18 protein-coding genes are annotated in these 22,418 nt (G+C 61.0%); 11 read left to right on the plus strand and 7 right to left on the minus strand.

Features of this window, described 5'->3' with window-relative positions; translation table 11 throughout:
- The 4 genes from P0D70_RS10530 to P0D70_RS10545 all read left to right on the plus strand — a co-directional run bounded on the left by P0D70_RS10530 (position 1) and on the right by P0D70_RS10545 (position 3,578).
- Positions 1-1,002 (plus strand): ABC transporter permease, encoded by a 1,002-nt coding sequence (locus tag P0D70_RS10530; RefSeq protein WP_408184406.1) that lies wholly within the window; start codon positions 1-3, stop codon positions 1,000-1,002.
- Positions 1,003-1,062: 60 nt separating this feature from the next.
- Complete coding sequence (gene rbsK / locus P0D70_RS10535; RefSeq protein WP_408184407.1) at positions 1,063-1,995, plus strand: ribokinase; 933 nt, start codon at positions 1,063-1,065, stop codon at positions 1,993-1,995.
- Positions 1,996-2,117: 122 nt separating this feature from the next.
- Positions 2,118-3,221 carry a nucleoside hydrolase gene (locus tag P0D70_RS10540; protein WP_408184408.1) on the plus strand — a complete coding sequence of 368 codons (1,104 nt, stop codon included), beginning with the start codon at positions 2,118-2,120 and terminating at the stop codon, positions 3,219-3,221.
- Positions 3,222-3,317: 96 nt separating this feature from the next.
- Positions 3,318-3,578, plus strand: a complete 261-nt coding sequence (locus P0D70_RS10545; protein WP_408184409.1) for a hypothetical protein — start codon at positions 3,318-3,320, stop codon at positions 3,576-3,578.
- Between the two features lie 402 nt (positions 3,579-3,980).
- Here P0D70_RS10545 and P0D70_RS10550 read toward each other — a convergent pair whose 3' ends face one another.
- A complete protein-coding gene (locus P0D70_RS10550) occupies positions 3,981-4,547 on the minus strand; it encodes an isochorismatase family protein (protein WP_408184410.1) in 567 nt (188 codons plus the stop codon).
- Positions 4,548-4,663: 116 nt separating this feature from the next.
- A complete protein-coding gene (locus P0D70_RS10555) occupies positions 4,664-6,019 on the minus strand; it encodes an epoxide hydrolase family protein (RefSeq protein WP_408184450.1) in 1,356 nt (451 codons plus the stop codon).
- Positions 6,020-6,689: 670 nt separating this feature from the next.
- Between P0D70_RS10555 and acnB the strand changes: the two genes are divergently transcribed.
- The gene (gene acnB, locus P0D70_RS10560; RefSeq protein WP_091806536.1) at positions 6,690-9,275 is read left to right on the plus strand and encodes a bifunctional aconitate hydratase 2/2-methylisocitrate dehydratase; all 2,586 of its coding nucleotides are present in this window, start codon (positions 6,690-6,692) and stop codon (positions 9,273-9,275) included.
- Positions 9,276-9,397: 122 nt separating this feature from the next.
- Here acnB and P0D70_RS10565 read toward each other — a convergent pair whose 3' ends face one another.
- The 3 genes from P0D70_RS10565 to P0D70_RS10575 form a co-directional block, all read right to left on the minus strand.
- Positions 9,398-10,792, minus strand: coding sequence for an MFS transporter (locus P0D70_RS10565; RefSeq protein ID WP_408184411.1), 1,395 nt, complete (start codon positions 10,790-10,792; stop codon positions 9,398-9,400).
- 68 nt (positions 10,793-10,860) lie between these two features.
- Positions 10,861-11,853, minus strand: a complete 993-nt coding sequence (locus P0D70_RS10570; protein WP_408184412.1) for a PDR/VanB family oxidoreductase — start codon at positions 11,851-11,853, stop codon at positions 10,861-10,863.
- Between the two features lie 36 nt (positions 11,854-11,889).
- Positions 11,890-13,212, minus strand: a complete 1,323-nt coding sequence (locus tag P0D70_RS10575; protein WP_091806544.1) for an aromatic ring-hydroxylating oxygenase subunit alpha — start codon at positions 13,210-13,212, stop codon at positions 11,890-11,892.
- Positions 13,213-13,495: 283 nt separating this feature from the next.
- Between P0D70_RS10575 and P0D70_RS10580 the strand changes: the two genes are divergently transcribed.
- From P0D70_RS10580 to P0D70_RS10600, 5 genes are all read left to right on the plus strand, one after another.
- The gene (locus P0D70_RS10580; RefSeq protein ID WP_408184413.1) at positions 13,496-14,638 is read left to right on the plus strand and encodes an FAD-dependent monooxygenase; all 1,143 of its coding nucleotides are present in this window, start codon (positions 13,496-13,498) and stop codon (positions 14,636-14,638) included.
- A gap of 24 nt (positions 14,639-14,662) precedes the next feature.
- Positions 14,663-15,439, plus strand: coding sequence for an IclR family transcriptional regulator (locus tag P0D70_RS10585; protein ID WP_408184414.1), 777 nt, complete (start codon positions 14,663-14,665; stop codon positions 15,437-15,439).
- A gap of 289 nt (positions 15,440-15,728) precedes the next feature.
- Positions 15,729-16,823, plus strand: coding sequence for a porin (locus P0D70_RS10590; RefSeq protein WP_408184415.1), 1,095 nt, complete (start codon positions 15,729-15,731; stop codon positions 16,821-16,823).
- A 79-nt stretch (positions 16,824-16,902) separates the two neighbouring features.
- Complete coding sequence (locus tag P0D70_RS10595; RefSeq protein WP_408184416.1) at positions 16,903-17,865, plus strand: AraC family transcriptional regulator; 963 nt, start codon at positions 16,903-16,905, stop codon at positions 17,863-17,865.
- Positions 17,866-18,061: 196 nt separating this feature from the next.
- Positions 18,062-18,538 (plus strand): Lrp/AsnC family transcriptional regulator, encoded by a 477-nt coding sequence (locus P0D70_RS10600; RefSeq protein WP_408184417.1) that lies wholly within the window; start codon positions 18,062-18,064, stop codon positions 18,536-18,538.
- Between the two features lie 98 nt (positions 18,539-18,636).
- Here P0D70_RS10600 and P0D70_RS10605 read toward each other — a convergent pair whose 3' ends face one another.
- Positions 18,637-19,863, minus strand: coding sequence for a diaminopropionate ammonia-lyase (locus P0D70_RS10605; RefSeq protein WP_408184418.1), 1,227 nt, complete (start codon positions 19,861-19,863; stop codon positions 18,637-18,639).
- Between the two features lie 715 nt (positions 19,864-20,578).
- Here P0D70_RS10605 and P0D70_RS10610 point away from each other — a divergent pair.
- Entirely contained in the window at positions 20,579-21,724 is a 1,146-nt protein-coding gene (locus tag P0D70_RS10610) for a branched-chain amino acid ABC transporter substrate-binding protein (protein ID WP_408184451.1), read from the plus strand.
- Between the two features lie 260 nt (positions 21,725-21,984).
- Here the strand turns inward: P0D70_RS10610 and P0D70_RS10615 are convergent, their stop codons facing one another.
- On the minus strand, positions 21,985-22,413 hold the full coding sequence (locus P0D70_RS10615; RefSeq protein ID WP_408184419.1) for a (R)-mandelonitrile lyase: 429 nt from the start codon (positions 22,411-22,413) through the stop codon (positions 21,985-21,987).
- Positions 22,414-22,418: the final 5 nt, after the last annotated feature.

A 22,418-nucleotide genomic window follows, 5' to 3' on the forward strand; every position in this document is an offset into this window, starting at 1 on the left:
ATGACCGTAGAAACCAGCCTGCCTACGTTGCAGAACGAACCACCCAAGCACGCAAAGCCGCTCGGCGCGCGCCTCGGCTTTTCGAACTACATCGGACTGCTCGGCGCGCTCCTCGGGATGATCGTACTGTTCTCGCTGCTGAGTTCGCACTTCCTGACCTACGATACATTCAGCACGATCGCGAACCAGATTCCCGATCTCGTTGTGATGTCGATCGGCATGACCTTCGTGCTGATCATTGCCGGCATCGATCTGTCGGTCGGCTCGGTGCTGGCGCTCGGCGCGGCGCTCACGAGCGTCGCGGCCTTGCAGTGGCATTGGGCGGCGTTGCCCGCGGCCTTGCTCGGCATGGCTGGCGCGACCCTGACGGGCTGCGTGACCGGCGCGATCACGGTGGCCTGGCGGATTCCGTCGTTCATCGTGTCGCTCGGCGTGCTGGAAGCGGCGCGGGGTCTCGCGTATCAGTTGACCAACTCGCGCACGGCCTATATCGGCGAAGCGTTCGATTTTCTCTCCAACCCCATCGCGTTCGGTATTTCGCCTGCGTTCATCATTGCCATTGTGGTGATGGTCGCCGCGCAGTTCGTGCTCACGCGCACGGTGTTCGGCCGCTATCTGGTCGGCATCGGCACGAATGAGGAGGCGGTGCGTCTTGCGGGCGTCAATCCGAGGCCCTACAAGATCGCGGTATTCGCGATGATGGGTCTGTTGGCCGGCCTTGCTTCGCTGTTCCAGATTTCGCGGCTCGAGGCCGCCGACCCGAATGCCGGGCAGGGTATTGAATTGCAGGTGATCGCGGCGGTGGTTATCGGCGGAACGAGTTTGATGGGCGGGCGCGGTTCGGTGACGAGTACCTTCTTTGGCGTGTTGATCATCTCGGTGCTTGCTGCGGGGCTCGCGCAGATCGGCGCGACTGAGCCGACCAAGCGCATTATTACGGGAGCCGTCATTGTTGTCGCGGTCGTGCTGGATACTTATCGAAGCCGGCGTCGCGCCGCATAATCGGATCATTCGGTGAATGGTGGGCCGCAATCGTCTTGCGTGGGATGGGAGTAATTAAAAGTGTCAAAAGAAACTAAGCAGGGTCGTGTTCTGGTGGTAGGCAGCATCAATACGGATCTGGTCGCTCGTGCGCCGCATTTGCCGCGCCCAGGCGAGACGATCGGCGGGCACGAGTTCTCGCAGGTTGCCGGCGGCAAGGGCGGGAACCAGGCTGTCGCGGCCGCGCGCATCGGCGCGCAGGTGGCCATGGTCGGATGTGTCGGGAAAGACGCGAACGGCGCGCAGCGGGTCAAGGATCTGGAAGCGGAAGGTATCGACTGCAGCGGCGTTGAGGTTCATCCGACCCAGCCCACCGGCGTTGCCATGGTAACGGTGTCGGACGACGGACAGAATACGATCGTCGTGGTCGCGGGTAGCAACGGCGAACTCACGCCACAGAGCGTGGCTCGCCATGAGGCGGCCATCAAGGCGTGCGATGTCGTGGTCTGCCAGCTCGAAACGCCGTGGGATTCCGTTCATGCGACGCTCGCACTGGCTCGGCGGCTCGGCACGATCACCGTGTTGAACCCGGCGCCGGCAACGGGGCCCTTGCCGGCGGAATGGCTGCCGCTCGTCGATTACCTCGTGCCGAACGAGGTCGAGGCCGCGATCCTGGCCGGCCTGCCGGTCGAATCGCAAAGCGGCGCCCGCCGCGCGGCGACGGAGCTGCAAAGAGGCGGCGCGCGCAATGTGATCGTCACGCTCGGCGCGCAGGGGGCTTACCTCCTCGTGGAAGGCGGCGAGGGCATGCATTTTCCCGCGCCGCAAGTGCAAGCAGTCGACACCACGGCGGCCGGCGACACGTTTATCGGCGTCTTTGCCGCGCAACTCGCCTCACGGCAGCCGCTGGAAGGCGCGATCAACCTCGCGCAACGCGCGGCGGCGATTTCCGTGACGCGTGCCGGCGCGCAGCCTTCAATACCCACTCGCGCGGAAGTGGATAGCGCCGCCTGACACGGATGCCGGTTGTGACATGAGGCGGTCCGTACTGCCACTTTCGGTGGCTCGACGTTGATTTATCGGCACCATCTCGCGATGGTGTTCCCTTATCAATCACGCTCTCGAATGGACGAAACATGAGATCACAATGTATAGGCATACTGATGATGTCGTTGGGTCTCGCTGCGTGCGGAGGAAGTATATCGACCACGGATCCTCTCGCTAACGCGCCGAAGATCATCATCGATTCAGACTTCAATACGATGGGGGACGACGGCCAGTTGTTCGCCATGACCACGCAGTTGATGGGACAGGGCAAGGTCAATCTGCTCGGGCTCACTGTCGTTACCGGCAACGACTGGCTGCTTCAGGAAGAATCGGATGCGCTCAAGGCAGTGGAGCGCATGGGCGTGCAGAACGTGGTGGGTGTCTACGGCGGCGCGGATTATCCGTTGCACTACGATGTGGCCAGTATTCGCGCCCAGCAGGCGGCTAACCCGCAAGGCTATTTTGGGGCATGGAGCCGCCCAGAGCCTACCCAGCAGTCGCAGCTAGTGGCTCCGCCGGATGGCTTTGCGGTGTCGACGAAACTGCAGACGCAGAGCGCTGCGGATTTCATGATTCAGACCATCAAGCGTTATCCGAACCAGGTCACCATTCTCGAAGTGGGACCCCCTACCAACCTCGCCACAGCGATCATGAAAGCGCCGGAGATCGTGCCGCTGATCAAGCGGATCGTCTATATGGGCGGCGCGATGGCTGTGCCGGGCAATGCTAACGCCGTCGGGGAGTTGAACTGGTGGTTCGATCCGCTCGCGGTACGCACGGTGTTGCAAACGCCGATTCCCCAAGCCGTGATTCCCCTCGACGTGACGAATACGGTGCCGCTGACGCAAAGCGTGTATGACCAGATCGTCAATGACCCGAACAGGCAGACCGCGGTGACGAAGGCGTATGGGATTGCCAATGCGGGTGCATTCGCGAGTCATACCGATCTGTTCGATACGCTGACTATTGCGTACTTTCTCGATCCTGGTTACGCCACGCAAACCAAAAGCGCCTACCTCGATATCGACACGGCGAGCGGCGAAGATCAGGGGCATGTGATGGTGTATCCCGATCAGCCGGCAGCGGGAGCTTCTCCGCAGAAAATCACCTACGTGACGCAGTTCGATAACAACCGGTTTTTCAGCCTTTATGTTGATCTGCTGACGCGACCCGTGCCGATTACGTTGCCGTGATGTCGTGCCGGTTGCGGGCGGCAGTAGAGTAAGTTCTCGTCGTATGCCTGGACTCAGGGCCGTTGACCTGGCAAAATAGGGTGCCCGGATGCCGTCATGTGTCGCGAGTCTGCAAGCGGTTTGGATATCTCTACGAATAGCAATGGTGGTATGGAAACGAAACGATCGCGGGTTCGCCGTCAAATATTGTGTCCGCCGATCGGTGCGCTGCTGCGCTACCAGACACGCATCGTCCGCGTCGTTGCAGAAGCGCGCGGGCAGCGGGCAATGATCGAATCGCTCGACACCACGGGCAGGGCATTCGTCAGTACCGTGAAGTGGGCTAGCCTGTGTGAACTCGGCGCGCAGTTGTTCTGATCCGGACGCCGGAGCGGGTGTCAGCAGAATCAGGGAGCGGTCTTATGCGGAAACGGAAGGTCGCAGCAAAGATGGGCGGAGGATCGAGTCTGCCGGAACTGCTGAGCCGGCTTGAACTGGCATTGGTGGGAATGCCCGATCGCAAATCGGTTTGCAAAGCACTGCTGGATCTGAACCGGGCGCTCGGCTCGGTCGGCGAGACAGCGCCGAGACGATGCAGTCGGACTACGCATCCGCGGCGTCAGCGCCAGACGGCGGTCGAATCTTTGTCGCTGTTTTCTTGAGTCTGTTTGTCGGGAGCTGTGATCCGCTAGCTTTTATCGCTTGCATTCAAATAGCGGCGTGAAATGCGGGTTGGCATTTCCGTCTCGTGTTTGGGCTCAGGCCACACACTATGTGGATTCAGGAGCCTGCCAGGAGCGCGAAATCCACGTCTTTGCTCTCGACCACGCCGCCCGTACGCCCCGGCGCGCGTTGATTGCTCCAATAGAGATTCGTGTGTGCGATCACTCCGTCCGGTGGAGGCGCGCCCCATGGCGTCATGTCGACCGTCGTATGAGCGTCGCTGACCAGAATCGCGTCATAGCCACGCACGAGCGCGCCGTGCAGCGTCGAACGAATACACATGTCAGTTTGCGCGCCGGTCACGATGAGCTTACCGACAGCAAGCGTCGATAGCACATGCTCGAGGTCAGTGCCTTCGAACGCGTCGCGGTAGCTCTTTTCAATAATCGCCTCCGAGTGTCGTGGCGACAGCTCGTCGACGATCTGCCACGGGCCGCTGCCAGGTTCCAGCTCTTCGTCACCGTGGCGGACCCAAACGAGCGGTACGTTCGCGCTGCGCGCTTTCTCGACGAGCATGTTGACTGCGCGCAGCACTTCCTGGCGGCGATAGGCTTGAGCGACGACGCCGTTCTGAAGATCGATGACGATGAGGGCGGTATTCGGGCGATTGACGAGCGTAGTCATGGAGTCTCGAGACGGTTCGGTTGAATCGCAAACACAGCGAGCGAAATTCTGCGGTTCAGGTCTCATGGAGAATAACTCAAGCGCGCGGCTACGGTCGCCCTTTGCTGACATCTCCGCTATTGCCGCAGCGGCCTCAACCCTGCACGAACCTCCTCTGCGAACAACTGCGGCTGTTCCCAGGCCGCAAAGTGTCCGCCCTTGTCGAGCCGGTTGTAATAGACAAGGTTGTGATACGCACGCTCGGTCCAACTCCGCGGGGCCTGATAGTTCTCGCGAGGAAAAACGCTCACGGCAGTGGGAACCGATACATCGGCGCTGGCCAGAAAGTTGAAATGAGACTCCCAATAAAAGCGCGCGGCGGAAATGCCCGTGTTCGTCAACCAATAGAGCGTGATGTCGTCGAGGACATCGTTGCGGGTCAATTCGCCCGCGGACTCACCATTGACGGGATGCCCAAACACGGCCGAGGTCAACGCCGCCGCTGGCTGAACATAGCCGTCGCCGTGATCGAGAAGCCAGCTCGCCAGCGCCACGGGCGAGTCGGACAATCCGTATAGCGTTTGTGGACGCGTCCCCATCTCCAGCGCGTAGGCGCGTCTCTTCCTGGCCGCACTGGCCAGCTGCTCATAAGCGTGCCTTTCGTCATCCGGGAGGCCGGAGGGCGTCGGATCGCCGGCCTGAAGCGCCTTTGCTATTTCAGCGGGAACGGTGGCGGGAAAGTTGACATGAATGCCCAACAATTCCGGTGGCGCCTGCTTACCCATTACGTTGCAGACAACGCCGCCCAGGTCGCCGCCTTGTGCGGCGAATTTCTCGTAACCAAGGCGTTTCATCAGCACGACCCAGGCGCGCGCTGTCTTCTCCGGCCCCCAACCGGTCGTGGCCGGTTTGCCTGAAAAACCGTAGCCGGGCAGCGACGGAATGACCAGATGGAACGCATCCGACGCACTCGCGCCATAGGCCGTTGGATTGGTCAACGGATCGATGATCTTGAACTGCTCGATGACCGACCCGGGCCACCCGTGCGTGACGATGAGCGGCATCGCATTCTCGTGCTTCGACCGAACGTGGATGAAATGAATGTCCAGCCCATCGATCTCGGTTACGAACTGCGGCAGGGAATTCAGCTTCGCTTCACATTTGCGCCAGTCGTAGTCCGTTGCCCAATGGCGCGCGAGTTCCTGCACCATCGCGAGCGGCACGCCTTGAGAGTCGTCGGTAACCGTCTCCCGTTCAGGCCACCGCGTTGCGTTGATGCGCCTTCGCAAATCGACAAGCTGCGATTCAGGTACGTGTACACGAAGTCGACGAATAGCTGTTTTGTCGCCGTCGGCCGCTTGAGCGACCTGAGCGATAGCCGGGTTCGTTTCTGCAACCGCGAACTGGCTCAATGAGCCGGCCGCGACGGTAGCCGCCACGACGCCGACGAAATGACGGCGAGACGGCGATTGGGGAGAGGTGTTGTCTGACATAGGGCCTCTAAATCGTGACGAAGACAGGTTGCTGATCAATGGCGACGTGGTTCCTGCGAGCCACTGCTGGCATCACTCGACGCACAGAGCGCTCGACACGGACGCGTTGGGGTTCGCGGAGGTACTTCTTCGGCTTCCTGCAAGTCGGTCCAAAAGCATGCGTAGAGTCACGCTCAACCTGATGTGGCACGCGCAGATGCATTGCCGCACGAGCCCAACGCCCGATGTCCGTATTCGAGCGCACGGATATATCCCGCATGTGTCGGGAACGGTGCTTTTTGTGTACGGCTGTATCAACCTGTTCTAAAGATACATTGCAATACAAACGGTCATTGTGCTCGCGCGATTCCCGCCTGATGCGGAGCGGATTGAGGCGGTGCCGCAATTGGCGGAGCATCTTGAGCGCATTCATGATGCTGATTGTGTCTGTGTCCATGGATGGGCCGGAGTGGTTGCATGCTGCCGTCGCGCAACCGGCGTTTTGACAGTCCATTCGGCGACTCCGCCAACATCATCTTCCCGCTGCCCGCATTTTCAACTCTTATATAAGACATAAGACATTTGACCTTGCCGCCGGATCCTATTAAAATCGTGCCGAAAACAGTGCCCGGCACAGTCTCGGCGTGCCTTGCAAGCTATCCCCTGAAACGCAAATACCAGCAGGTTCCCCATGCTTGAAAACTATCGTGTTCACGCGGCCGCACGCGCCGCGCTCGGCATTCCTCCCCTGCCGCTGACGGCTCAGCAGACCGCCGAGTTGGTCGAGCTTCTGGCGAATCCGCCGGCCGGTGAAGAGCAGACCCTGCTCGACCTGCTCACCCACCGCGTGCCCGCCGGCGTGGACGAAGCGGCCCGCGTGAAGGCAGGTTTCCTCGCCGCCGTGGCCAAAGGCCAGACCGCCTGCGCACTGATTTCGCGCGCCCGCGCCACCGAACTGCTGGGCACGATGCTGGGCGGCTACAACATCCAGCCGCTGATCGAGTTGCTGTCCGACGCCGAAGTGGCCGCCGTAGCTGCCGACGCGCTGAAGAAAACCCTCCTGATGTTCGACCAGTTCCACGACGTCAAGGAACTGGCCGACAAGGGCAACGCGCACGCCCAGGCCGTGATGCAAAGCTGGGCCGAGGCCGAATGGTTCACCAGCCGTCCGGAAGTGCCGCAAAGCCTGACCATCACCGTCTTCAAGGTGACGGGCGAAACCAATACCGACGACCTGTCGCCGGCCCCGGATGCCACCACCCGCCCGGACATCCCGCTGCACGCGCTGGCCATGCTGAAGAACGCGCGTCCCGGTATCACGCCGGAAGAAGACGGCAAGCGTGGCCCGATCAAGTTCATCGAGTCGCTGAAGGAAAAGGGCCACCTGGTCGCGTACGTGGGCGACGTGGTCGGCACCGGCTCCTCGCGCAAGTCGGCCACCAACTCGGTGCTGTGGTTCACGGGTGAAGACATTCCCTTCATCCCGAACAAGCGCTTCGGCGGCGTGTGCCTGGGCGGTAAGATCGCCCCGATCTTCTACAACACCATGGAAGACGCCGGCGCCCTGCCGATCGAACTCGATGTGTCGAAGATGGAAATGGGCGACGTGGTCGAACTGCGCCCGTACGAAGGCAAAGCGCTGAAGAACGGCGAAGTGATCGCCGAATTTCAGGTCAAGTCCGACGTGCTGTTCGATGAAGTGCGCGCCGGCGGCCGCATTCCGCTGATCATCGGCCGTGGATTGACCAGCAAGGCGCGTGAAGCGCTGGGCTTGCCCCCGTCGACCCTGTTCCGCCTGCCGCAGCAGCCGGTCAACAGCGGCAAAGGCTTCTCGCTGGCCCAGAAAATGGTCGGCCGCGCCTGCGGCCTGCCGGAAGGCCAGGGCGTCCGTCCGGGCGCGTACTGCGAACCGAAAATGACCTCGGTCGGTTCGCAGGACACCACGGGCCCCATGACCCGCGACGAACTCAAGGACCTGGCGTGCCTGGGCTTTTCGGCCGACCTCGTCATGCAGTCGTTCTGCCACACCGCGGCTTATCCGAAGCCGGTGGACGTGAAGACCCACCATACCCTGCCGAATTTCATCAGCACCCGTGGCGGCATCGCGCTGCGCCCGGGTGACGGCGTGATCCACTCGTGGCTGAATCGCATGTTGCTGCCCGACACCGTGGGCACCGGCGGCGACTCGCACACGCGCTTCCCGATCGGTATCAGCTTCCCGGCCGGTTCGGGCCTGGTCGCGTTTGCCGCCGCCACCGGCACGATGCCGCTGGACATGCCGGAATCGGTGCTGGTCCGCTTCAAGGGCAAAATGCAGCCGGGTGTGACCCTGCGCGATCTGGTCAACGCGATTCCGCTCTACGCCATCAAGCAAGGCATGCTGACGGTGGCCAAGCAAGGCAAGAAGAACATCTTCTCGGGCCGGATTCTCGAAATCGAAGGCCTGCCCGAACTGAAGGTCGAGCAAGCGTTCGAATTGTCGGATGCTTCTGCAGAGCGCTCGGCCGCCGGTTGCACGGTCCACCTGAACAAGGAACCGATCATCGAATACCTCAACAGCAACGTCACGCTGCTGAAGTGGATGATCGCCGAGGGCTACCAGGACCCGCGCAGCCTGCAGCGCCGTATCAAGGCAATGGAACAGTGGCTGGCTGACCCGCAACTGCTGTCGCCGGATGCCGACGCCGAGTACGCAGCCGTGATCGAGATCGATCTCGCCGACATTCACGAGCCGATCGTGGCCTGCCCGAATGATCCGGACGACGTGAAGACGCTCTCGGACGTGGCCGGTGCGAAAATCGACGAAGTGTTCATCGGGTCGTGCATGACCAACATCGGTCACTTCCGTGCCGCATCGAAGCTGCTTGAAGGTAAGCGCGACATCCCCGTCAAGCTGTGGGTGGCCCCGCCGACCAAGATGGACCAGAAGCAGTTGACCGAGGAAGGCCACTACGGCGTCTTCGGTACAGCCGGCGCCCGTACCGAAATGCCGGGCTGCTCGCTGTGCATGGGCAACCAGGCTCAGGTGCGCGAAGGCGCGACGGTCATGTCGACCTCGACCCGTAACTTCCCGAACCGTCTGGGCAAGAACACGAACGTGTATCTCGGCTCGGCGGAACTGGCGGCGATTTGCTCGCGTCTGGGCAAGATCCCGAGCAAGGAAGAGTACATGGCAGACATGGGCGTGCTCACCGCCAACGGCGACAAGATCTACCAATACATGAACTTCGACCAGATCGAGGACTTCAAGGAAGTGGCCGACACCGTGCAGATGTAAGCGTGCTGTCGGGCTACGACGTGTTGTTCTGGGTCGTAGCGCTGCAGAGTGGCGCCGCAGGCTGAAAGGCCTGCGGCGCCATTTTTTTTTCGACGTCGGAGAGCGACCGAAACGGCCGACGCCTACTTTGAAATCTCGTCGAGCATGCGGCCGCCCGTTTCCATCGCGAAGGCGCCGACCACAATCGACCCGAGCACCGAGACGATGGCGAAATAGCCAAATACCGCTTCAATGCTCAGATACGTCAGCAGTCCGCCGATAATGACCGGACCGACCACCGACGAAAGCCTTGTGATGGCGGACGCAGCCCCGGCGCCGCTGGCGCGGATTCGGGTCGGATACACTTCGGGCGCATAGACATAGACTCCGCACTGGACGATCGCAATCATGGCAACGCTGATCGACGCCAGGACCAATACCTGTTCGGCGGGTACGCGCGCACCGCTGAAGGCGAGATAGAGCATCGGGACCGCCGCGCCGAGAAAGGCGATGGCGAAAGTCTTTCTGCGGCCGAGATAGTCGATCACGAATACGCCGATCACCGTGCCGATGAACGTCGCGATCATGCTCACCATTCCATAGCGCAATGCGACATTGAGCGGCAAGTGATAAACCGTCCGGTACAGCGACGGCAGCCAGACCAGAATGCCGTACGTCGTCAGACTCGCGCAGCAGGCCATCACCCACACCACCAACGTGCGCGCCGCAAAACCAGCCTTGAATAGCGCGCGAAACGACTCCTTCTTTCCGTCGGGTTGGGTTTCGACAATTTGCAAAGCGGGCAGGCGCGCATAGTCGGAAGCGGGCATGGATTGTTCGATGCGTTCGACGATCTGATTTGCTTCGGCAGCGCGTCCGTTGATCGCAAGCCAGCGCGGCGATTCAGGCGCGGTGCGCGGCAGGATCGCCGCAAGCACGATAGGCAGCGCGCCGACCACGAACATCGCCTGCCATCCATAGGTGGGAATCAGCCACATCGCGGCAATCGCGGCAATCAGATTGCCGACCGCAAACGTCGATTGAAGAATGAAAATCAACCGGCCGCGTGTTTTCGCGGGGCACAGTTCGTTCATGTAAGTGGCCGAGACGGGCGACTCGCCACCGAGCCCAATGCCCTGGAAGAACCGCAACGCGATAAATACCGCATAGCTGGGCGCATACGCCGATGCGAGACTGCCCAGCGCCAGAATCACGAGAATCCAGCGCAGCACGCGCAAGCGCCCAAAGCGTTCGGCGGCGGCGCTGAAAAACAGTGCGCCGATGGTCTGCCCGACATAGCCGCCCGAGACCAGCCAACCCGCGTCCGCGGGCGTCAAATGCCACAGGCCGATCAGCACCGGCATGACGAAAGCGATCGTCAACGCGTCGAACGCATCGGTCATGTGGACGAAGCCGATGACTCCCAGCACCCGTGTATGCCAGCGTGTGAGCGGCAAACGTTCGATTCTCGCCGAGATGGTCGCCGCGTCATGCAGACCGCTTGCGCGCGTGACGACGTCAGCGTCGTTCTGTTTCATTGTGCTTGAGATTTCCATCATGTCCTCGAAAGGGATACTGCGGGGAAGAACGCGGCTTTAGATGAAATTCAGGCCAGGTCGAGAGTCAGCGATTCGCTCTTCGCGCGGGAGACGCAGATCATCATTACCTTGCCGGCGGCTCGCTCGGATTGCGTCAGTACGGAATCGTGGTGGTCCGGGCAACCACTCAGCACGCGGGTTTCGCATGCGCCGCACAGTCCTTCGCGGCAGCTGTATTCGACATCGACGCCGGCTTCTAGCAACACGTCCAGCAGCGCTTTGCCCGCCGGTACGACGAGCTCTCTGCCGCTGCGCGCGAGCGTCACCGAGTAGCCCGGCTGCTGCGTATCGGCGACAGGAAGGCTCGCGGCAAAGCGCTCGATATGCACGTTGCGAATGCCGGCAACGGCGCAGCCCGCTTCGAACGCGCTCAGCATCGCGCCCGGTCCGCAACAGTAGGCGTGAACGCCAGCCGGTTGTTGCGCGAGGAATGCGGCGAGATCGAATGGGCGTCCGTCGTGTTCGTCGTCGAAATGCAGAAGCACGTCGCCGCGCAGCGCCGCCAGTTCGTCGAGAAACGCCGCTTGCGCACGAGTGCGCGCGCAATACACGAGACACGCGTTCTTGCGCGTCTGACGCAAACGGCGGTACATGCACAGCATCGGCGTGATGCCGATGCCGCCCGCAACCAGCACGGTCCCACTTGCCTGCTCATCGAGCGCGAAGTTGTTGCGCGGCTTGCCGATCTGGATCGTCGTGCCGCAACGCAATTGCTCATGCACGTAGCGCGAACCGCCGCGACTCTTTGCATCGTCCAGCACGCCGATTACATAGCGAGCGCTTTCGTCCGGCGAGTTGACGAGCGAATAGCTGCGCGTGATGCCGTTCGGCAAATGCAGATCGATATGCGCACCCGGTGTGAAAGGCGGAAACACGGTGCCTTCCACCGGTACGAGTTCGATACTCAGAACCCGCGCGGCTTCATGGCGGATCGTGCGAACCCGTGCACTGAGGCTCGCGCCAGGGCGCGCCGCGCCGCCGGCAACTGATTGTTCGTCCATGTGTTCATACTCTCGATAGATGACTGCGCCGCGCAATCAGGACGTCTCGGTTTCGCGCTCGTCTTTCTGACGCGCACCGTGCACCGAGAAAAAGCGCGCGCGATTGACCTTCTGTCCGATCGCCGCCTCATACGCTTCCCGAACTTCTTCGGGTTGTCCGTACTGTCCGATGAAATCGCGCAGATAGGCGCCGAGCAGCGGATGCGCGGCGAGCGCTTCGCGCGTCATGCCGTTCAGCATTTCGTCGCGGCACGCCGACGGCAAATAGACGTTGTGATTCGCGGCGCTGTCGGTAATCAAACCCTTCGGCGTCTTGCCCTCGGCCACCGCTTCGAGTTCCTCGAAGAAGCGCCGGCGCAACATCACAATGCCGCGATCGCTCGCGCCCAGCGTCTCTTTGGTGCGGTCGGTGATCGCGCCCTGGCCGACCCATGCGGCGAAGTCCTGGTTTGCCACGTGGCTCGTGATCCACTCGCCGTTTTCGTCGCGCACTGGCCCATACCACGAAGGAATGTGTTGCTGAACATAGGGCTCCTGTTCCTTCGGCACCTTGTTGAATACCCACAGCAGGCTCAACGTGTTTTCATCGTCGATAGGCACGCGCCATTCGAAATGGTGTCCAAGGTAAAAGCCGTTCGGCCACAGAGTCACGCGGCCCGTGGTCCACATCGGGTTCTCCTCGTTTTCGTGCGCGCGCAGACGTTTGTAGATGAAGCCGTAATCGAACTCTTCGTACAGCGTGCGCAAGTGCGTCGGCACGTGTTCGGACTGGCTGTCCTGTTGCCGCTCGGTCCAGTTGTTGTGCGTCCATTCGAAGTGGATCGGATCGATCGAATTCTCCTGGCACTGAAACCAGTTGCACGGAACCTCCGCCATCACGACCTGCGCGAAGCCATTCGTGTAGTTGAACGGCTCCCAGTCCGGCAATTCCGGCGCGGGCGCGGGGCCCATGTAGGCCCAGATCATGCCGGCCTTCGCGCGCACTTCGTACGCGGTGATCTTTGTCTTCTGACGCAGCCGCGCGTCGACGTCCACGATCTCTTCATACGGCTGGTGCGTGCATTGGCCGCTCGCATCGAATTCCCAGCCGTGATACGCGCAGCGCAAGCCGCATTGCTCGACGAAACCGAACGCGAGATCGGCGTTGCGATGCGGGCAACGGCGCTGCACGAGGCCGAACGTGCCGCTCAGGTCCTTGAAGAGCACGAGGTCCTCGCCGAACAACCGGATCGGTCGCACCGATTTCTGATCGAACTCGCTGACGCCCGCGACCGGGTGCCAGTAGCGGCGCAAGTAGTCACCCATCGGCGTGCCCGGACCCACCTGGGTGAGTAGATTGTTTTTTTCCTGACTCAACATGTCCTGTGTCCTCGAACGTTGGAAACGCGGCTTGGCGCATGAGCCATGCACTGCCGGCGATGTGTGAATTCTTCGCGACGGGCCCGGCGTTGCACAACCTCTCCAAAATCCAAAAAGGTTGCCGTTCGTCTCGCGTGCCTATCCGCTTGCCTGACGCCGAGGGGCGGGTTTTTCCTGGTCTTTCCCGCTTGCTGTCAAAAACAATCCGCCTCAGAATGACTGTTCATTTACGTTCTATATGTTCAATATTGAACATATAGAACGTCATAACGTGAGGATGGACATGCTGAAGATCGGGATCATCGGTGGCGGAATTGGCGGGCTGGCCGCGGCAATCGCATTGCGCAAGGCGGGGCATCAGGTCACCGTGTTTGAACAGGCGGAGCGCTTCGGGCGCGTCGGCGCGGACATCAACCTGACGCCCAACGCGGTGCGCGCGCTCGACGGACTCGGCGTCGGCGCGCAGTTGCGCGAGACGGCGGCGCGTCCGAGTGCGCGGATCAGCCGGATGTGGGACACCGGCGAGGAAACCTCGCGGCTGGCGATGTCGGACGAGGCAGAACGCAAATACGGCGCGCCGCAACTGACCATGCATCGCGCGGACGTGATGGCGGCGCTCGAGCAGGCGCTATTGCCCGGCGAACTTCACCTCGGCAAGCGCACGGAGACGTTCGGCGAAACCGGGAACAGTGCGACGGTCAGGCTCGCGGACGGCTCGACCCACGTATTCGACCTGCTGATCGGTGCGGACGGCATCCATTCGGGTGTGCGCAAGTTCCTGTTCGGCGACGAACGCCCGCAGTTCACCGGCATCGTGTCGTACCGCGCGGTCGTGCCGGCCGACCGGCTCTCGGGTGGCGATCTTGGCGCGTTCGTCAAATGGTGGGGGCCGACCGACGATCTGCAGATCGTCACATTCCCGCTGAACCGTGGCCGCGACGTGTTCATCTTCGCGACCACGTCGCAGGCCGACTGGACCCACGAATCGTGGACCACGCCCGGCGACCCGGACGCGTTGCGCGAGGCGTACGCGGCGTTTCATCCGGAAGCCCGCGCGTTGCTCGCCGCGTGTGACACCGTGCTCGCGTCGGCGTTGTATATTCGCGATCCGCTGCCGAAGTGGACCGGTCAACGTATGGCGCTGCTCGGCGACGCCTGCCATCCGATGATGCCGTTCATGGCGCAAGGCGCGGGCATGGCTATCGAAGATGCCGTAGTGCTCTCGCGCGCACTGAAGGACATCGGCCCGGACGGCCTCGGCGCGGCGCTGGCGCGCTATGCCGAGGCGCGTCAGTCGCGCACGGCGCAAATCCAGATCGGGTCGCGCGGCAATAATTGGCTCAAGGCCGGCGGCAACGCCGACTGGGTGTACGGCTACGATGCGTGGACCGTACCGCTGCCGGAACAGGCTCGCGAACTGGCGTAGCCGCTCACCACTGAACATGCCTCGATGACAGAGACACCCGACACCCCAAAGCCCGCCGACAATTCCGCTTCGCCGGTGGAACGCGCGTTCCGTTTGCTGCGGTTCATCGCCGAAGGTGGCTCGACCGCCAATCTGAGCGACGTGGCGCGACAGATCAACGTGAACCGCGTGACGGTGATGCGCCTGCTCGAGTCGCTCAAGGCCGCAGAGCTGATCGAGGCGAACCCGCAGGGTGGATCACATCGTCTCGGCATGCCGTTTCTGACGCTCGCGGCGAGCGCGCTCGGCGGCTCTGACCTGACGGCGCGAGCGCGCCAGATACTGCCCGGACTGGTGGAGAAAACCGGCCTGTCAGCGTATCTCGCGGTGCTCGAAGGACCTCGGATCGTCTATCTGCTCTGCGAGACGCCGGACATGCCACTCGTGAGCCGGATTCGCGTGGGTAGCCGGATTCCCGCACATCGCGCGACGCCTGGGCTCGCGATGCTCGCCGGCCTCGCGCCGGCGGCGCTCGACGCGCTCTACGCGAGCTATCCCGAAGACGAGGACCGGCCCGACTGGGACACACTGGCCGCAGCGCTCGACACCGTGCGCGCGAACGGCTGCGCCTGGAGTTTCTCCGGCCTCGAAGCGGGCATCGATTCGTGCGCGGCGGCGGTCAGGGACAGCCGGGGCATCGTGGTCGCGGCATTGAGCGTCGCGGGCCCGAACAGCGCTTTTTCCGCCGATGAGACGCTGCGCGCCACCGCCGAAGCCAGCGTGAAAGCCGCCGCAGACGCGCTCTCCCGTTCGAGTCTGTAGCCCTTGTTCCGTATGCGGATCAGGCTCCGCCATGGAGCCGTTGCTTAATTTCAAAACGAGACGATCGGATACTTTTTCGGGAGCCACGGTCCTTGGCGTGCTTTTTTGCGTCGCCAAGAATCCCCCCATCTGCTCGCCGGTTCGTGTCGAACCGCCGGCGGCCGATGCGCGATGTGCGGCCATAAGAACACACAGCTGTTCGAGTCGCGCATTTTCGGGGAGGCCGGTTGTCGTGACTGACTCCAAACCCACAATGATAAGCATTGCTGCATAAAAGGCTTGGTGAAAAATGAAGGTGACACGATCGGTTCTCTCCGCGACATGGCTCGCAGCAGTGACAGCATTCGCCAGCGGCGGCGCACAGGCGCAAAGCGGCGTGACGCTGTACGGCATTGTCGACACAGGCGTCCAGTACTACAACAAAGCAGCGAGCGGCGGTTCTGTCATCGGCATGCCTTCGCTAACGGGTGAAGTGCCGTCGCGCTTCGGACTGCGCGGCACCGAGGATCTCGGCGGCGGCTACAAGACGTTCTTCGTGCTCGAAAATGGCTTTGCGCTCAATAGCGGTGCGCTCAACTACGGCGGACGCCTGTTCGGGCGTCAGGCGAACGTCGGCGTCAGTTCTCCGTACGGCGCGTTGACGCTCGGCCGGCAGATGAACATGTCGATGTACGTGCTGTTGAACGCGGACGTGATCGGCCCGTCGATCCATTCCATGGCGAGCTTCGACAGCTATTTGCCGAACGCGCGCAGCGACAATGCAGCGGGTTACCTGGGCAAGTTCAACGGCTTTACCTTGGGTGGAACTTATAGCACCGGGCGTGACGCAGCGGGCCCCGCCGGTCCGTCCGCGACCAACTGCGCCGGCAATGTGGCGGGCGACCCGGTCGCATGCCGGCAATACACCGTGATGCTCGCGTACGACGCGCCGCAATTCGGCGCTGCCGCTTCATATGACGTGATGCGCGGCGGCACGGGCGCGTCCGCGCCACTGTCGAGCGCGGCGTACACCGATACGCGCACGATTGTGGATGCGTACGCGAAGTTCGGTTCCGCAAAAGTGGGCGGCGGCTGGATTCGCCGCAATACGTCGGCGGCTGCGCACAGCCAGTCCGATATTTATTTTCTCGGCGCTTCGTACTATGCGACACCGGCGTTATCATTTGATGCCCAGGCGCTGCGTTATTTGCTGCGCGAGACATCGGACTCCACGTTATTCGTTGGGCGCGTGAATTACCTGCTGTCGAAGCGCACCACGGTGTACACGTCGGTCGGCTACGTGACGAATAGCTCGCGCGGCGCGGCTGCCGTCGCCGCGGGCGGGTCGGTCGGCGCGGGGCAAAACCAGCTCGGCGTGATGGCCGGCATCCAGCAGCGTTTCTGAGCGCGCGGCGCTTCGCGAGGACCTGACCGCTGGATCCACCGCGCAGTCGGCATCACGGTGCGATCCACGGAGTATCACTATGGCAACAGATCTGCTGAGCGACATTCTTGCTGACCTGCGTGCGGACGCGGTCGTCACCGGGAGGTTCACGTTGAGTGCGCCGTGGGCGATCCGCAAACCCGCCGTGTCTGGCGCCGCATTTCGCATGTGCACCGGCAGTCCGTTTTATCTGATGGTCGAAGGCGAGCCACCGGTATACGTGAAACCGGGGGATTTCGTGTTGCTGCCGCATGGCAACGAACACATCATGGCATCGGCGCCCGACGAACCGCCGGTCCCGTTCGATTCGCTGATGGCCGACAAGGGCATTTATCCACGCTTCGATACGCCGCTCGAATTCACCGCGGGCGGCGGCGGCGCGACCAGCGAACTCTATACGGGCATCGTGGTCTATCGCGACATCATTCGCAGTCCGCTTTTCTCAGTGTTGCAGACGTTGATCCACGTGCGCGCGGACGATCCGGCCGTGGCGCCCTGGCTCGCCAGCACACTGCAAAGCTTCATTCAGGAATCGATGGCCTGCCAACCCGGCTGGGCGATCGCGGCCTCGAGGCTTTCGGACGTGCTGTTCGTTCAGTTGCTGCGCGCGCATCTGCAGTCGACCGCGAATCATTCCGGCTGGCTGCGCGGTCTAGCCGATCCTCAGATCGGACGCGCGGTGGCGCTGATTCATCGGGAGCCGTGTCGGGAATGGAGTGTCGCGGGGCTCGCGGCGGCGGCGGGCATGTCGCGCTCGCGCTTCAGCGCGCGTTTTATGGACGTGGTCGGCGACACGCCAATCGGCCATCTGACCGCCTATCGGATGTATCTCGCGAGCGGTGAATTGAAGCGAGGCAAACGCACGCTGATCGAGATCGCGGAAACGGTTGGCTATACCTCCGAGAAAGCGTTTGCGCGAGCATTTCATCGGTGGTCAGGGATGGCTCCGAGGCGTTACGCCCGCAGTGCGCACGCACTGAACGACATGGCCAGGCAAAATTGAGTCTCTTTCGCGTGACATGCGCTGGGAAGCGACGAACTTGAAGCAATCGAGTCATCCATTGCGAGCGTTTCGTCCATTCAGTGTGGCAAATACCCAGATACAATATGTTTCGCGTCGAGTTTGTATTTTTTGATTCTTTTGCCCAAGGGTGCAAATTTATTGCAAGAAAGGGCCGCCACGATGGATATCTCCAACAATGACCGCACATCTCGACGACTACGATCGGAAGCTGCTCACTGAGGTACAGAAGGATGCGCGGATTCCGCAGAATGAATTAGGTGCGCGCGTCAACCTGTCGACTGCGGCCGTCAACCGGCGTCTGAAGCGCTTGTGCGATGACAGCGTGATAGAACGCTACACCGCAGTGGTTGAACCGGCGGCCGTGGGCTATCCGTTGACGATTGTTGTGACGGTGGAGATCGAACGCGAGCAGATCGACCTGCTTGATTCAATGAAGCGAACGTTCGAGGCTTGTCCGCAAATCCAGCAGTGCTATTACATTGCCGGCGAATGGGATTTTGTGTTGGTACTTGTCGTGCGCAATATGGACCAGTACAACGATCTGACTCGACAACTGTTCTTCGGCAACAATAACGTAAAGCGCTTCAAGACGCTGGTGGTCATGGACCGCGTGAAGACCGGGCAGAATGTTCCGGTTCATGTCGAACCCTGAGATTCGCCTCCGGGCGAAGAGCAAAACTGTCTGCGGTTTTGCTGTCCACGTTGCCGGCACCGCCGCGCCCATAGATGGCGCGACGGCGCGAAAGTGAATCAGCCTCCACGTTTAAGCCAGGCGGCTTGCCTTGATAGAACCGACTCCGCCGTCTCGCCAACACACTCTTTGTAAACGGATGGCGCTGTGGCACCTTCGGTGCTGATGAGCAGCACGCGCGATTCGGCATTCAATCCGGCTTCGGCCTTCCAGGCGGGTTGTTGAAGCAGCGCAATAAGACCAGCGAGACCAGCGGCACCTGACTCGCCGACGAGAAGCGGTGCGTCGCAAGCGTTGCCGGTTGCGGCCACGCGCATCGCCTCTGTAGCGGCGGTGTCGCTCACAGTCATAAAATAATCCGCGCCTGCTTGCAGGATCTTCCATGCGATTGGCGATGCTTCTCCACAGGCTAGGCCCGCCATTAAGGAGTCGACCGATCCTGTGGCCTTTGTCACTCGACCGGCCGCCGCGCTTTGATACAAGCAGTCCGCCTGGTTCGGTTCGACCACAATAAAACGCGGGCGGTTGAGTTGGTGGAACTCCCAAAGATAACCGACGATGCCTGCCGCGAGACCGCCCACTCCCCCTTGCACGAACACATGGGTAAATGCGCATTCGTCGACGGTGGAGTCTGACTGCTCGATCACTTCTGCTGCGATGGCACTGTAGCCTTGCATCACGTCGCGCGGAATGTCCTCATATCCCTCGTAAGACGTATCCGACACCACGTTCCACCCGTTCTTCGTTGCCAGCCGGGCGGCCTCCTCGACCGACTCGTCGTAATTGCCGGAGGTACGAATGATCCGCGCGCCGAAACGGGCGATAGCCCGTTCGCGCTCCTCGTTCACGTTCGCGTGGATCACGATCACGCATTCACACCCAACGGCTTGTGCTGCTGCGGCCAGCGCCTTGCCGTGGTTGCCGTCAGTGGCGCTGATCACGGTGAAGTGTCCAAGCAGATCGCGGTGACGCCCTTCGAACAGATCCTTTGCGGTCAACCGGTGTTCGGGCCAACGACGCATGATCAACCGCACCAGCGCAATGGGAGCGCCAAGCGCCTTGAAGCTACCGAGAGGCGAGCGGGTGGATTCATCCTTGAGGCTGATCTGTGCGACGCCAAGCTGTTGGGCGAGCCCTGGCAGATTCCATAATCGCGTCCCGGCCATGTTGATGCTCTGCCAGTGCGAAAGCCACTCACGACTTTGCGCCGCCGACGCTATGTTCAATATGGCCTTCAGACCATCGGGATATGGCAAGTGCAGAACATTCTCGTTTGATGTGAACATTTAATGTCGATCCAGACAATAGTTGAGGCGGAGCAACTGATGAACCATTTATTTGCATTCAGGCGATAGGCGTCTGAACGTGGTGCGTAAATGGTAGTACGGGCAACCTTATCTTTTCGCGCAAAATGCCTGAACCTTTTGCAACGCCGTTGCAGATCATTAGCAGAATACGAGAATTCTTGCCGTTGACGCGAAGAGCCTCTTATGGCGCCAGGGGCGAATCCGATCCGGATGCACGGTGAGCCAACTGAGCATCTGACGCTGCGCAGTCGTGCTCGCGGTGGGTGCTCGAGGTCGAGGTCGTCAGCGTGACCTTGATTGCGGAATTGGCGAGGCTGCGCGCCGAATGAAAATTGTTGCGGAACGAGGCGTTATTTCGATAAAAATGCGCGAAATAAAGGCCGTTGCGCGTTTTGGATATCAATGCGCGTCGATATACTTTTTCTACGCCTTGCAACTCGACGAAGCCTTGGGGCGAATCAGTTCGATGCCGCGAGTGAGCAATGAATCAGACACGCGATCTTCTACCCATTTCAGGGTGATTCGTCTGCTCATAATGCTAATTGAAACATAAGGAATGCAAATAGAGAGGGTGGATTGCGGCGGTATAAACACGAACATGTCGCTGGTCTTCTGGCGCGAAGGTATAAGCAGGCGCGCTGCCCGGTGACGTTACTAAATGAAGAAGTTCGATGAACCAGTACGGGAGATTGATATGGACGCAGTGCTTCGCAAGTTGAGCCCCATGAGTGCCGCAACCCTTCTGTTTGCCACGATGGCGTCGACGGCGTCGGCCGATCAGGTTGTCAAGATAGGTCACTTCGCGCCGTTGACCGGCATGAGCGCTCACGTGGGAAAGGACGACGAGAACGGCGCTCGCCTTGCGATCGAAGAGATCAACGCAAAACATCTGGTCATTGACGGTCAGAAAGTCACGTTGGAGTTGGATGGGCAGGACGACGCGGCCGACCCAAAGACGGGGACAGTGGTTGCGCAGAAAATGGTTGATGACGGCGTGGTCGCTGTGGTCGGCAGCGATATGTCGAGTACGTCCATTCCCGCCGCCAAGATCTTCAGCGACGCAGGCATCGTGCAGATTTCGCCGGGCGCGACCAATCCGGACTACACGCTGCTCGGCTACAAGACCGCATTCCGTGTGGTCGGAACCGATGCACAGCAAGGACCGGCGCTAGCGAACTATGCCGTCAAGGTGCTGAAAGCGCGGACCGTAGCAATCGTGGATGATTCGACTTCCTATGGTCAGGGTCTCGCCAGTCAGTTCGAGAAGGGTGCGAAAGCACAAGGCGCGACGGTGCTTTCGCACGAGGCAACGAGTGACAAAGCAGTCGATTTTCGTTCCATCCTTACCCGAATCAAAGGCGAGCATCCTGATGTGATCATGTACGGTGGCGAGGATGCAACCGGTGGCCCGTTTGCGAAACAAGCCGCGCAACTCGGCATTCGCGCGCGGATTCTAGCCGGGGATGGCGTCTGCACGGAGTCGCTGGCGCAATTGGCCGGCACGGCAACCGATAACGTTGTCTGCTCCGAAGCAGGAATGGCACTCTCGAAGATGCCGGGTGGCGCAGCGTTTGTCGAAAAGTATAAGACGCGTTTCGCGCAACCCATTCAGATCTACGCGCCCTACGCTTACGACTCCGTGTACATCATCGTGGACGCAATGAAGCGGGCAAACTCGACCAACCCCGCGAAGATTTTGGCGGCAATGCCGTCGACCCACTACAAGGGCGTCATTGGCGAAACGGCTTTCGATTCAAAGGGTGACTTGCAACATGGCGTGATCTCGTTGTTCTACTACAAGAAGGGCGAGAAGACACTGATCGACGTTATGCAAATGTAGATCCAGAAGCGTTGGCAGGAGACCACGAAGGTTTCATTTTTCACTCATGCGAGAGCGGGCACCCGGGTATCTCCGAGAATTGCCCGCACTTGCTTTGTGTGAGGTCGGGTTCACACCCAGAGGCGGCAGTTCTCGAAATGTCGAGTTTGGTATAGCGTCTGTCGACCGTTCAACCGGGAAGGGGACTTGCAGCTGCGTGCAGCGCGTCCCATGAAGCTCATTCCGCTTTCCCCAGAACGATAAAAACGAAAAACGCCGAGTTACTCGGTGACGAGCGGGCCCGCGTGATACTGCTCATCAGTCACCGGCTCCATCCACTCGACGTTTTTGCCATCGAGCATTTCGGTGACCGCAAGATGCGACATTGCCGTTGTCGCAGCAGCGCCATGCCAGTGCCGCTTGCCGCACGAACACGAGACGACGTCTCCAGCGCGAATTTCAGTTCGCGAGCCGCCTTCGCACTGCGTCCAACCTACACCTGAAAGCACGACCAGCGTCTGCCCGAGCGGGTGCGTATGCCAGAAGGTGCGTGCGCCCGGCTCGAATGTGACGATGGCGCCGCCAAGGCGCGCCGGGGCATCGGCCTGGAAGAGGCTGTCGATACGAACGGCGCCGGTAAACCAGCTTTCAGGGCCTTTGATGGACGGCTTGGTGCCGTTACGGACGATGGTCTGAGCTTCCTGGGTCATGGTTC

It is taken from the genome of Paraburkholderia sp. RL17-381-BIF-C (assembly GCF_046026435.1).
GTDB lineage: Bacteria > Pseudomonadota > Gammaproteobacteria > Burkholderiales > Burkholderiaceae > Paraburkholderia.